Annotated in this window: 11 protein-coding genes; 3 read left to right on the top strand and 8 right to left on the bottom strand. The window is 60.7% G+C overall.

The window, feature by feature from the left end:
- Window positions 1–24: 24 nt before the first annotated feature.
- From FHT92_RS22025 to FHT92_RS22005, 5 genes are all read right to left on the bottom strand, one after another.
- Window positions 25–774 (bottom strand): ThuA domain-containing protein, encoded by a 750-nt coding sequence (locus FHT92_RS22025; RefSeq protein ID WP_183829308.1) that lies wholly within the window; start codon window positions 772–774, stop codon window positions 25–27.
- A 16-nt stretch (window positions 775–790) separates the two neighbouring features.
- Window positions 791–1,873, bottom strand: a complete 1,083-nt coding sequence (locus FHT92_RS22020; RefSeq protein WP_183829305.1) for an ABC transporter ATP-binding protein — start codon at window positions 1,871–1,873, stop codon at window positions 791–793.
- A gap of 19 nt (window positions 1,874–1,892) precedes the next feature.
- Window positions 1,893–2,804, bottom strand: a complete 912-nt coding sequence (locus FHT92_RS22015; protein WP_183829302.1) for a carbohydrate ABC transporter permease — start codon at window positions 2,802–2,804, stop codon at window positions 1,893–1,895.
- 1 nt (window position 2,805) lies between these two features.
- Window positions 2,806–3,693, bottom strand: a complete 888-nt coding sequence (locus FHT92_RS22010) for a carbohydrate ABC transporter permease (RefSeq protein ID WP_183829299.1) — start codon at window positions 3,691–3,693, stop codon at window positions 2,806–2,808.
- Window positions 3,694–3,780: 87 nt separating this feature from the next.
- Window positions 3,781–5,073, bottom strand: coding sequence for an ABC transporter substrate-binding protein (locus FHT92_RS22005; protein ID WP_183829296.1), 1,293 nt, complete (start codon window positions 5,071–5,073; stop codon window positions 3,781–3,783).
- 202 nt (window positions 5,074–5,275) lie between these two features.
- Here FHT92_RS22005 and FHT92_RS22000 point away from each other — a divergent pair, with 202 nt between their 5' ends.
- The 3 genes from FHT92_RS22000 to FHT92_RS21990 all read left to right on the top strand — a co-directional run bounded on the left by FHT92_RS22000 (window position 5,276) and on the right by FHT92_RS21990 (window position 9,637).
- The gene (locus FHT92_RS22000; RefSeq protein ID WP_183829293.1) at window positions 5,276–6,280 is read left to right on the top strand and encodes a Gfo/Idh/MocA family protein; all 1,005 of its coding nucleotides are present in this window, start codon (window positions 5,276–5,278) and stop codon (window positions 6,278–6,280) included.
- Window positions 6,281–6,290: 10 nt separating this feature from the next.
- Complete coding sequence (locus FHT92_RS21995) at window positions 6,291–7,289, top strand: LacI family DNA-binding transcriptional regulator (RefSeq protein ID WP_183829290.1); 999 nt, start codon at window positions 6,291–6,293, stop codon at window positions 7,287–7,289.
- 104 nt (window positions 7,290–7,393) lie between these two features.
- Window positions 7,394–9,637 carry a glycoside hydrolase family 2 protein gene (locus tag FHT92_RS21990; protein ID WP_183829287.1) on the top strand — a complete coding sequence of 748 codons (2,244 nt, stop codon included), beginning with the start codon at window positions 7,394–7,396 and terminating at the stop codon, window positions 9,635–9,637.
- A 25-nt stretch (window positions 9,638–9,662) separates the two neighbouring features.
- Here the strand turns inward: FHT92_RS21990 and FHT92_RS21985 are convergent, their stop codons facing one another.
- Genes FHT92_RS21985 through FHT92_RS21975 form a run of 3 tightly spaced genes read right to left on the bottom strand, consistent with a single transcriptional unit; the run spans window position 9,663 to window position 12,679 of the window.
- Window positions 9,663–10,778: an ABC transporter ATP-binding protein gene (locus FHT92_RS21985; RefSeq protein ID WP_183829284.1), complete on the bottom strand. Its 1,116-nt coding sequence runs from the start codon at window positions 10,776–10,778 to the stop codon at window positions 9,663–9,665.
- Window positions 10,779–10,781: 3 nt separating this feature from the next.
- Window positions 10,782–11,729: a carbohydrate ABC transporter permease gene (locus FHT92_RS21980; protein WP_183829280.1), complete on the bottom strand. Its 948-nt coding sequence runs from the start codon at window positions 11,727–11,729 to the stop codon at window positions 10,782–10,784.
- On the bottom strand, window positions 11,726–12,679 hold the full coding sequence (locus tag FHT92_RS21975) for a carbohydrate ABC transporter permease (RefSeq protein ID WP_183735432.1): 954 nt from the start codon (window positions 12,677–12,679) through the stop codon (window positions 11,726–11,728). The genes FHT92_RS21980 and FHT92_RS21975 overlap by 4 nt, the downstream gene beginning before the upstream one ends.
- Window positions 12,680–12,741: the final 62 nt, after the last annotated feature.

The raw sequence follows: 12,741 nt of genomic DNA, 5'->3' as shown, positions 1-12,741 counted from the left end.
CCCATAAGCCCTCAGAGGAACTATTTAAGCTTTCACCTTGTCCGGCCGGCCATGCAGCGGCTCCCTGCGGTGCCAGTTTTCGAGGATGCGTCCGTCCGTATGCTTCTGCTGCGCCCAGCAGATGCCGTTCGAGATGACCTTGTGCACCGTCTTGTCGTGATAGATCGGATAGGTCTCATGGCCGGGGCTGAAGAAGAAGATGCGCCCGCGCCCGCGCTGGAAGGTGCAGCCGCTGCGAAACACCTCGCCACCGGAATACCAGGAGATGAAGACCAGCTCATCCGGCTGCGGAATATCGAAGGGCTCTCCATACATTTCCGAGGCATTGACCTCGAAATAGGGCGGCAAACCCTCGGCGATCGGATGCGAGGGATTGACCACCCAGACGCGCTCCAGATCGCCCTCGGGCGTCTCACGCCAGGAGAGATTGGCATTGGTGCCCATCAGCCGGCGGAAAAGCTTGGAGTGATGGCCGGAATGCAGGACCAGCAGCCCCATGCCCTTCAGCACCCGCTGCTGCACGCGGTCGATCAGCCCGTCGCTGACCTCTTCATGCGCCATATGCCCCCACCAGAGCAGCACGTCGGTATCATTGAGCACGGAATCCGGCAGGCCTTCATCCGGATCGTCGAGCGTGCCGCGGCGGATCTCGAAATCGGGATGGGCGATACCGGCGGCAATCGCACCGTCGATACGGTCGGGATAGATATCCTGGACCTCCTTGTGGACCTGCTCGTGGCGTCCTTCGTTCCAGATCGTGACTTTGATTGTCATGTCATTCCTCGATGTTTCAAGCTTGGGCCGAACGGACGACCCGGCCGGCGGAATCGAACAGATGGCAGGCGGCGCGCTCGGCTGTAAGCGAAACGCGGTCGCCGGGACGGATGGTCATGTCGCCTTCCGTGCGCACGACGATCGGCTGCTGCTGCGAGCCGACCGTCAGATAGGTCTCGACGCCGAGCCGCTCGACGATCACGACCTCCGCCGAAAAATCACCCTGCCCTTGCGGCGCGAGCTTCAGATGTTCCGGGCGGATGCCGAGCTTCGCCTCTCCCTGCGGCACGGAACCGTTTGCATCCGAGAGATCGATCGCAAGACCGAGCGGGCTTTCCAGATGCACCTTGCCGGCATCCCGGCGCGTCGCCGTCATTGGCAGCACGTTCATTTTCGGCGAACCGATAAAAGTTGCGACAAACTCGTTTTCCGGCTGGTGATAGAGCTCCATCGGCGCGCCCTGCTGGGCGACGACGCCCTTGTTCAGAACGACGATGCGGTCGGCCATCGTCATCGCTTCGACCTGGTCATGCGTGACATAGACGACAGTCGCCTTCAGTTCCCGATGCAGGCGCTGCAACTCGGCGCGCATCTGCACGCGCAGCGCCGAATCGAGGTTCGACAAAGGCTCGTCGAACAGGATCAGCGACGGCTTCTTGATGATCGCACGGCCGATCGCCACACGCTGACGCTGGCCGCCGGATAGCGCGCCCGGCTTGCGGCTGAGATAGTCGGTCAGCTGCAGGATCTCGGCGACGCCTTCCACCTGCTTTTTGATTTGGGCTTCCGGCACCTTCTTGAGGCTCAGCGAAAAGCCGATATTCTCCGCGACCGTCATATGCGGATAAAGCGCATAGGACTGGAACACCATGGCGATGCCGCGCTTGTCCGGCGGCACGTCGTTGATGCGCTGGCCGTTCAGCACCAGATCGCCCTCGTCGATGCCTTCAAGGCCGGCGATCATGCGCAGAAGCGTGGATTTGCCGCAACCCGAAGGGCCGACGAACACGGCGAACTCGCCGTCCTCCACTGTGATATCGACGCCCTTGATGACTTCGAGCGCGCCATAGAATTTGCGAACGTTTCTGAGATTGATCATTCGTTTCTCTTTCTTGATCTCAGCCCTTCACACCGCCCGAAAAAGTCTGGACGAGGAAGCGCCGCGCAAAGCCGAAGGCGACGACGGCAGGCAGCAGGTAAATGAAGGCGAGCGCTGTCAGCAGGCCGTAATCGATCTCGTTGATGCGGAGGAAGGCGCGGAAGAGGCCGAGCGGCAGCGTCTGCAGCTCCGGCGACGACAGGAAGATCAGCGGCAGCAGGAAATCGCCCCAGGCCGACATGAAGGCGAAGAGACCGGCCGCCGCGAGCCCGGGCATCGCAAGCGGGATCAGCACCCGGCGGATGCGCTGCATCATCGTCGCCCCGTCCATGACGGCCGCTTCCTCATAGTCGCGCGGCAACCCGTCGAAGAAAGTCTTCATGATCCAGAGCGCCAGCGGCAGCTGCATGGTGGCGAGCACCAGCATGATGCCGAGATAGCCGTCGATGAACCCGGTCCACCGCATGATGTCGCGGGCATAACTGCCGAAGATTGGCCTGAGAAGCGCGCCTTCCGCATTGTTCAGCGTCAGCAGGAACTTGTAGAGCGGCACGACGAGCGCCGTCGGCGGCAGCACGCGGATCAGCAGGATCGCGTAGAGGAAGGGCAGCTTCCACCAGGCGCGTGTGCGAGACAGCGCATAGCCGCCGAGCCCCGCCAGCACCATGACGATAAGCGTCGCTCCGCCGACCACGAAGAGCGAGTTGAACAGCCACTTCGCCCCATCCTCCTTGGTGAAGACGCGCACATAGTTTGCAAGCGTCCATTGCTCCGGCCAGCGCAGGAAGAGCAGCGCATTGCCGTCGAAGGAGGCGAGCAGCACCCAGAAGAAGGGCACGGCGCAGAAGATCGAGATGATCGACAGCGTTGCATAGGCGATGAGGTCGGAGCGGGTCTTGTTGGCACCTTCGCTCGGGGAAATAGCGGTCATGTCAAACCTCCACTTTCATGGCTCGGACATAGCCGATGCCGAGGATCAGCGAGATGATGAGCGCGACGACCGCGACCGCAGCACCGTAGCCGAGCTGGAAGGCCGTGAAGGACTGGTTGTAGATATAGATGCTGACGACCTCTGTCGCCCCGCCGGGGCCGCCGCGCGTCAGCGCATAGACGAGGCCGAAGACGGCGATGGTGGAGACAGCCGAGATCAGCATGTACAGCAGGATCGTCGGCATCATCAGCGGCAGGGTGATGCGGCGGAACATCTGCGACGATGTCGCGCCATCCATGCGCGCCGCCTCGTAGATCTCGGAGGGAATGGTGCTGAGACCGGCCGTCAGCAGGATCATCGCGGTCGCGATACCGCGCCAGGTGTTGACGATGATAATCATCGACAGCGGGAAGGCGTTCAGCCAGTCAGCGGGATCAATGCCGAAGAAGGCAACGATGCGCGACAGCGTCGCATGTTCGCCGCCGGCCAGCATCGAGATCCACATGAAGCCGGCAACGACTTCCGGGGCGGCATTCGGCAGAAGAATAATCGAAGAGAAGAACTGGCGGAAACGGATCGGCCGGCGCAACGCCATCGCCGAAATAAGCCCGAGCACGAACTGCCCGATGACGGCAGAGCCCATGACGAAGACGAAGGTGACGAACAGCGAATTCCAGAACTTCGCATCGTTGAAAAGGCGCACATAGTTGCGGATGCCGACGAAGCGCGGCCGCAGGGCCGCAGCTCCCGTCAGCGCCTCATTGGTGAAGCTCAGATAGACGGAATAGAGGGCGGGATAGATCACAAAGGCCAGAAGCAGGACCAGCGACGGCAGCAGAACCAGCAGGAGTTGGCGCTCGGTTCGCTTTTCATGAGAGTTTCGGGCCATTGAAGCTCACAACCTTATCGAATGAAACCGGGAAGACGCGGCGAGAATGCCGCGTCCCCGTCTTGGCGGGAGGAAGATATCAGTGGCTTACTTGACCATGTCGTCGCCGAGCGTTTCCTTGACGTAGTCGACAAGGATCTTCTGGGCGCCGGCTGCATCGGTTTCCTTGCGCAGCAGCGCTTCGGTGGCGCGCGCCACACCTTCGGCAACCGTGCCGAAGCCGGAAGCCTGCTTCAGGAAGACGCCGTTTCCGGCAGCAGCATGGATCGGAACGAGTTCCGTCAGCTTCTGGAATTCCGGATCCTTGGCAGCATCCTTGCTGGCCGGAATGTTGCCGATGCGGGCAGCATAGGAAACCTGTGTTTCGACCGAGCCGATTTCCATCAACGCCTTCTTGGCCAGTTCCACATTGGCGGACTTGGAGTTGACGGCCCACGGAGCAGCGAGGTTGGCAAGCACGTACTGGCCGCCGCTCTGACCCGGAACGGTCCAAGTGCCGACGATCTTGGTCACGTCAGGGATCGGGTTCTTGCTCTCGCGACCCCAGTCGAAGATGTAGCACCAGGAGCCGCAGCTGGTGGCGGCAAGCTTGCCGGCCGGAAACATCTCATATTTCGGCACCACCCAGGGTTCCGGTCCGAGGAGCGGCTGCACCGGCATCAGGTCCTTGTCGATCAGCGTCTTGTAGACGTTGAAGACATCCTTCACGCCTTCGCCGTTCAGATCGAGCTTGCCGTCGGCATCGACGAGCTGCGGCGTCTTGGAACCGACGATCAGGTGCTGGAAGCCTTCGTCGAAGGCACCGCTGCCCCAGGACACACCTGCCGGGAAGAGGAGGCCGTAGGAGCCGGTCTTCTGTTTGACCTCGGCGGCGCGGTCGAGAAGCTCCTGCCACGTCTTCGGCTGTTCGGTGGAGATGCCAGCCTTTTCGAGAACGTCCTTGCGGTAGTAGATTTCCTGAATGCCGAGCATGAACGGCATCACATAGGTTTCTCCGTCAGGGCTGACGGCAAGCTGCTTGGCGACGTCATAGAGGTTGGCATAGCCGTCCCAGGCCTTGAACTCGGTGGAAACGGGCGCGAGGTAGCCGGCTTCCACCATGTCAGCAACGGCAGCCGTCGTCGGGATGGAGAAGAGGTCGGGTGCGTTGCCGGCGCCGAGTTCGGTCAGGAGCTTGGTGAGATAGTCCTTGTCCGGCGCCGGATATTCGACGACCTCGACGGTCACGCCGTATTTTTTCTCGATCCGCTCGACGGTCGACTTCATCGCGTCGATGCCGGCCTGGCCGTGATTGGCGATACGAATTGTTTCAGCATGAGCCAGCGTCGAAACCGCGCTAAGCAAGATGGCGCATAGGCCACCGATAACCGTCTTCTTCAACGGAAGTCCTCCCTTTTTTAGAGCCACGGCGCCCTCCAGCACCGGCGAGGAAAATGTACACGCATTCTTAATGCTGACAAGATGATTTTTAAAGCCGCAACCAACTCAAATACATAATATTGATTTTATTGAGTTATTTATAACTTGCACCAATGGTGACGTTTGTGTAATCGTTTGCACAACGATATCAGGGAGGATTTCGATGTCTCAGAAATTGCGCCTCGGCGTCATCGGCGCCGGCTTGAAGGCGGCTGAATACGCTCAGAGCTGGGCGAAGATGCCGGAAATCGAATTCGTGGCGCTCGCCGACACGACGGAAGCCTCCAGAAAGCGCCTCATCGACGTCTGCACCGCAGCCGGAGCACCGGAGCCGAAAAGCTTCGAGGACTACCGCGACATGCTCGCAAAATGCCGCGATGAACTCGACATCATCTACGTCTCCACCCCGCACGCTTTCCATGCCGAGCAGGCGACTGCCGTTGCCGAAGCCGGCCTCGATCTTTTCCTCGAAAAGCCGATGGTCACGACCGTAGCAGAGGCCGAAACGCTGATCGCGGCGCAGAGGAAAAGCGGCGTCACCGTCGTCACCGCCTTCCAGGGCGGGCTGTCTCCGCTCGTGCTCGATACCCGCAAACGGGCTCTCTCAGGCGAATTCGGCGAACTCATCGCCATTTCCGGCATGATCTGGGAAAGCTGGTCTTCCAACTATGATGGCCACTGGAAGCAGCAGCCGGAAATCTCCGGCGGCGGCTTCATGTTCGATACCGGCGCGCACATGATGAACACCGTCTGCCTGCTTGCCAATTCCGATTTCGATAGCGTTTCCGCCTACATGAACAATCACGGAAAGAAGGTGGATATCGCCACCGCCGTCTCCGCCCGCCTGAAGAATGGCGCGCTCGTGACGCTGACGGCCGCCGGCGAGGGCCCTCCCGGCTGCGCTTCCTACATCACCTTCTTCTATTCCAAGGCGATCGTACGCATCGATGCCTGGGGCGGCTGGCGGGAAATCAGCGTCGGACGCACCAGCGAGCCGCGCGAAGAGGCCGAGATTCTCGGCAATCCGATGAAGAATTTCCTCGCCATCCGCGCCGGAACGATGGAAAACTCCGGCTCCGTTGAAATGGGTCTCAGATTCGCTAGGCTCTGGGATGCAATCAAGGAATCGGCAGCAGCCGACGGCACCCCCGTCAGGATTGCCGGATAGGCGCAAAATAATGAGCGGAACGAACAGACGGCGGATCACCTCGAAGGAACTGGCGAAACTCGCCGGTGTGTCCTCCGCGACGATTTCGAGGGCTTTCTCGCCGGATTCGCGGATCGGAAGCGCCACGCGCGACCGCATCCTCGCCGTTGCTCGCGAATATGGCTACCAGCCGAATGCGATTGCCCGCTCGCTGAACAACCAGCGCTCGCGCCTCGTCGCACTCGTGGTCAACGCCATCGGCAACCCTTGCGAGGCCGAGGAGCAGCAGCTCCTCGTCCACCGCCTGCAGGCCCGCCAGCTCCTGCCGATCCTGCTCTGTTGCGCCGATCACTCCGATCGCCTGCAACTGATGCGGCTCGCCTCCACCTATCAGGTCGATCATGTCGTCATCTTCTCCGACATGGTCTCGATGCAGGATGCGGTCGATATTTTCCACACGACCAAGCCGATCATAGTTTCCTTTGAACCGCTGGAAAACGAGGATGTCTCCAACATCCGCATCGATGGCGCTGCCGGCGCAGGCGAGATCATCGACAAGATTGTCGGCGACGGAAAGAAGCGCTTCGCCTATCTCTCCGGCACCAAGTCGAGCTGGATCGACAAGCTGCGCCGCAGGTGGTTTGCCGACGCTCTGGCGCGTCATGGCCTTGCCTTCGAAGCGGAAGCCTTCGGCGACTATTCCTATGATTCCGGCTTCAAGGAAGCCGTCCTGCTGCTGCACCGCTCCAAGGTCGACGCTATCATCTGCGGCAATGACGTGATGGCGATCGGCGCGCGTGATGCCGCCCGCCGTGTGCTCGGGAAGAATACGCCTGAGGATATCGCCATCGTCGGTCAGGACGGCATCGCGATGGCCGCCTGGGACTGCAACGACCTGACGACGCTGAGCCTCGACCACGTGGCCTTCATGGACGCGGTCGTCGAGGTGATCGAACGCCATGAGGCCGGCGACGAAGGCCCGCACGGCATTACGCTTGCCTGCACACCCCGCTGGGGCTCGACCGCCTGAGGGCGGCTCCAGTCATTCGCATCAAGGAGGAATATCGATGATCACTGTTTCCCGCGCCGCTGTCAGGCGCCGCCCCTCCCCTGCCGCCTGCCGGGGAGCCTGAGATGCGTTCCGTCGTTTCCCTAAACGAATCCTGGAGCTTCCATGAAGGCTTTGGTCATCGCCTGACCGAGGCTTTCGACGGCACCCACATGGTCAGCCTGCCACATACGGCGGTCGAGCTGCCCTTCAACTATTTCGACGAGAAGCGCTACCAGCGCGCCTTCACTTATCAGAGGGTGCTGCGCTGGCTGCCGGAATTCGAAGGCCGCGAAGTCTCCATCCTCTTCGACGGCGCCATGGCCGACAGTGTCGTCTATGTGAACGGCGAAGAGATCATTGCCCATAAGGACGGCTATACACCTTTCGAAGCCCGCCTGACCGGCAAGCTCATCAAGGGCGACAACCTGATCACCGTCAAGATCGACGGCAGCGAGAACCCCGCCATCCCGCCCTTCGGCGGCCGCATCGACTATCTCACCTATGCCGGCATCTATCGCGACGTCTGGCTGAAGGTCACCGACAAGGTTTCGATCCGCAACATCAAGATCGAAACGCACGACATCCTCTCCGACAGAAAATCGGCGACAGTGCGTGTCGATATCGCCAACCCGCAGGGCCTCACCTATGCGGCAACGGTCACCGGATCACTGCGGGACGCGCATGGCAACATTCTGGCAAGTGCTGCCGGCGAGACGATCGGTACCAGCACCACGCTTTCCTTCGGCGGCCTGACCGATATTGAACTCTGGGATCTGTCGAACCCGGCGCTCTATGAAATCTCCGTCGAACTGAAGACGGAACATGGCGCCGACAGGACCACCGGCCATTTCGGCTTCCGTACGGCCAAATTCACGCCGGAAGGCTTCCTGCTGAACGGCCGCCCGGTAAAACTGCAGGGCCTCAACCGCCATCAGGCCTATCCCTATGTCGGTTATGCGGCCGGCCGTTCCGCGCAGGAGCGCGACGCCGACATAATGAAGAAGGTGCTGAAGTGCAATATCGTGCGCACCTCGCATTATCCGCAGTCGAAATGGTTCCTCGACCAGTGCGATCGCATCGGCCTGCTGGTCTTCGAAGAAATCCCCGGCTGGCAGCATATCGGCGATCTCGACTGGCAGCAGGAATCGATCGAGAACGTGCGCCGCATGATCGAGCGCGACTGGAATCATCCCTCGATCATCATCTGGGGCGTGCGCATCAACGAGTCGCTCGACAGCCACGACTTCTATACCGCCACCAACCGGCTGGCCCATGAGCTCGATTCCACCCGTCAGACCGGCGGCGTTCGCTATCTGACCGAAAGCGAGCTTCTGGAAGACGTCTACACGATGAACGACTTCATCCTCGGCAATGAGGAACTGCCGGGCGCCAATCGCCCGCGCACGGCCCTTCGCAGCCAGCAGGAAAATACCGGCCTCTCTTACAAGGTCCCCTACATCATCACCGAGTTCAACGGCCACATGCATCCGACCAAGATGTATGATGCCGAGCAGCGCCAAGCCGAGCATGTGCGCCGCCATCTGGAAGTGCTGAACGCGGCCTATGGCGATCCGGATATTTCTGGCGCGATCGGCTGGTGCATGTTCGACTATAACACCCACAAGGACTTCGGTTCCGGCGACCGTATCTGCTATCACGGCGTCATGGACATGTTCCGCGAACCGAAATTTGCGGCCTATGTCTATGCCAGCCAGTGCGACCCTTCGGATGAGATCATCATGAAACCGGTCACGTTCTGGGCGCGCGGCGAACGCAGCATCGGCGGCGTGCTGCCGCTGATCATCCTGACCAATTGCGACGAAGTGGAACTGACATACGGCTCGCTGACAAAACGTATCGGCCCGGACCGTGAAAACTATCCGCACCTGCCGCACCCGCCAGTCGTGCTCGACCACCGCCATTTTACCCAGGACGAACTCGGCCGCTGGGGCCTGGAATGGATCGACGGCGAATTCACCGGCTTCATCAATGGCGAGCCCGTGGCCAGACTGACACTCGCCGCCGATCCGCTGCCGACCGCACTCGAAGTCGCGCCCGACAGTACCATGCTGAAGGCGCGCGAGCGCGATACGACCCGTGTCATCATCCGCGCACTCGACCAGCGCGGTCAGCGCCTGCCCTTCCTGAACGATGCGGTAACGCTGACGGTCAAAGGCCCTGCCAAGATTGTCGGCCCGACGACCGTACCGCTGCAGGGCGGGACGACGGGCTTTTGGCTGGAAGCGACGGGCCTGACCGGCGAAATCGCCGTCGAAGCGACCTCAAGCCACTTCGCACCGGTCACGATCTCGGTGGCGGCGGTCTGACTGCGGCCAGAGAATATTTTGCTGGCTAAGCGATCCTCAACTGGCTGGCCGGATCGAAGAACACCGCCTTGTCGAGATTGAAGGCAAGGCGGGTATTCTGGCCGGGCAGGATGCCGGCATCGGCGCCAAGGCGCGCAACCACCGACTTGCCGCCGAGTTTGGTGACGGCGAACGTATCGGAACCGGCAGGCTCCACGACCTCGATGGCACAATCGCCGTGGACGACGGACTTCGCCTTCCGATCGGCTCCGTCGATATCGGTCAGCGCTTCCGGGCGAATGCCGAAGATCACCTGCTTGCCGGCATAGCCGGTCAAGTTGTTGGTCCCGCCATTGACCGGCAGCTTCAGCGGTTTGCCATTCGGCCGTTCCAGCGACACCTGCAGCCCGCCGGCACCGTTTTCAACGGTGGCGTTCAGCAGATTCATTGCCGGCGATCCCATGAAATCGGCCACGAAGACATTGGCGGGGCTGTTATATATCTCGGCGGGCGTGCCGAACTGCTGCAGCACACCGTCCTTCAGCACGGCGATCTTCGTTGCCAGCGTCATCGCCTCGATCTGGTCATGGGTGACGTAAACGATCGTCGTTCCCATGCGCTGGTGGAGGCGTTTGATTTCCGTGCGCATGTCGACGCGCAGCTTCGCATCGAGGTTGGAAAGCGGCTCGTCGAAGAGGAAGACCTGCGGGTTGCGCACCAGAGCGCGGCCCATCGCCACACGCTGGCGCTGGCCGCCTGAGAGCTGCGAGGGCTTGCGATCGAGCAGATGGCCGATCTGCAGCATGTCGGAGACCTGCTTGATCGCCTTCTCGCGCTCGTCCTTCGGCACGCCGCGGATTTCCATGCCGAAGGCGATATTGCCGGCAACGGTCATGTTCGGATAGAGCGCGTAGCTCTGGAAGACCATGGCGATATCACGCTTGGATGGGTGCAAACCGTTGATGGAGCGGCCGTCGATGCGGATTTCGCCCGAAGTGATCGCCTCCAGCCCGGCGATGGTGTTAAGCAGCGTGGACTTGCCACAACCTGACGGGCCGACCAGCACCAGGAAGCCACCCTTCTCGAGTTCCAGGTCGATCCCCTTGAGAATGTCGACGGCGCCGAAGCGCTTCTTGAGACCGGAAATTTCAAGGAAAGCCATGGATCACCCTTTGACGGCGCCCGCCATCAGACCGCGCACGAAATAGCGGCCGGCGAGGATGTAGACGATGAGCGTAGGAACGGCTGCGATCATCGCCGCAGCCATGTTGACATTATATTCGACCACGCCGGTCGAGGTATTGACGACGTTGTTCAGCGCCACCGTCATCGGCATGGAGTCGCCCGTACCGGCATAGGCCGAGGCGAAGAGGAAGTCGTTCCAGATATTGGTGAACTGATAGATGACCGTCACCACGATGATCGGCAGCGAATTCGGCAGCATGATGCGGCGGAAGATCTGAAAGAAGCTCGCCCCATCGACCTGCGCCGCCTTTACCAACTCCGTCGGAAAGGCCTCGTAGAAATTGCGGAAGAACAGCGTCGTGAAGCCGAGACCGTAGACGACATGCACGAAGACGAGGTTCACGGTCGAATTGCCGAAGCCGAAGCTCAGGCCCGTGAGATTCTGCAGCGTGGTACCAAAGCGGCCGAGCGCGCCGAGAATGGTCGCCATCGGCAGCAGCACCGATTGGAACGGGATGAAGCAGGCAAAGAGCATCAGACCGAAGACCAGCGTATGGCCGGGGAAGCGCCACTTGGTCAACACATAGCCGTTGAGCGCACCGAGAATGGTCGAGATGGCAACTGCCGGCACGACCATCTTGGTCGAGTTCCAGAAGTAACCCTTGATACCGGCGCAGGTGAGGCCGACACAGGCCTCGCCCCAGGCCTTGAACCAGGGATCGAGCGTCGGCGCCTGCGGCAGCGCAAGCATATTGCCGTTCTGGATCTCGTCCATCGTCTTGAACGAGGTCGTCAGCATGACAAAGAGCGGCATCAGATAGAGAATGGCGAAGATCAAGAGCAGGCCGTAGATGATGATGCGGCCGACCCAGCGGCCGCTATTGCCGCCGTGCGAACTCGCGATATCAGAAGAGGTAACGCTGCTCATCGCGCCTTCTCCCTCAGTTCGGAATAGAGATATGGAACGATGATCGCCGAGATGGTCATCAGCATGATGATGGCGCTCGCGGAACCGACAGCCATTTCATTCCGCTTGAACGTGTATTCGTACATGAAGTTGGACGGCAGCCATGCCGAACCGCCGGGGCCACCCGATGTCAGCGCCACGACGAGGTCGTAGGATTTGATTGCCATATGCGCAAGCACGATGAAGGCTGACAGGAAGATCGGCCGCAGCATCGGAATGACGATCCGCCGGTACATCTGGAAGGGCGACGCGCCGTCAATCTGCGCCGCCTTCATGATTTCACCGTCGATGCCGCGCAGGCCCGCAAGAAACATCGCCATGACGAAGCCCGAAGCCTGCCAGACACCGGCGATGACGACGGTGTAGATGACGAAATCCTTGTTCTTGATCCAGTCGAAGTGAAAGCTCGTCCAGCCGAAATGATGCAGCGTCTGCTCGAGTCCGAGGCCCGGATCGAGGAACCATTTCCAGGCAACGCCCGTCACGATGAAGGACAGCGCCATCGGATAGAGGAAAATCGGCCGCAATATGCCTTCGCCGCGAATCTTCTGGTCGAGAAGGATTGCCAGCAGCAGGCCGAGCCCAAGGCAGATGAAGATATAGAGGAAGCCGAAGATCCCCATATTGGTGATCGACGTGTACCAGGAGGACGGCGGGTCGCTCTCGAAGGTCCAGCGCCAGAGCCGTTGATAGGCGCGCGAGCCGGTCAGCGCATAGGACGGAAAGGTCTTGGAATTGGTGAAGGAAAGGTAGGCCGTCCAGACGATGAAGCCGTAAACGAAGATCACCGTGATGAGGAAACTCGGCGCCAATACGATTTTCGGCAATGCATCCTGCAGTCGGCCGCGAATGGACGTGCGGGTTGAGGGCTTCGACGTCAGGACCGGATCCGTGGTCGCAACTGTGCTCATGTGATCATCTCCTCCCCGCGCAGCAGGGGCCGTGGCTTCCCCGCAAGCGCGCGGGAAAGCCT

This window comes from Rhizobium sp. BK377, from assembly GCF_014193935.1.
GTDB lineage: Bacteria > Pseudomonadota > Alphaproteobacteria > Rhizobiales > Rhizobiaceae > Rhizobium.
Note: the sequence above shows the minus strand (reverse complement) of the source record. Positions and strands in the feature narration are given on the sequence as shown.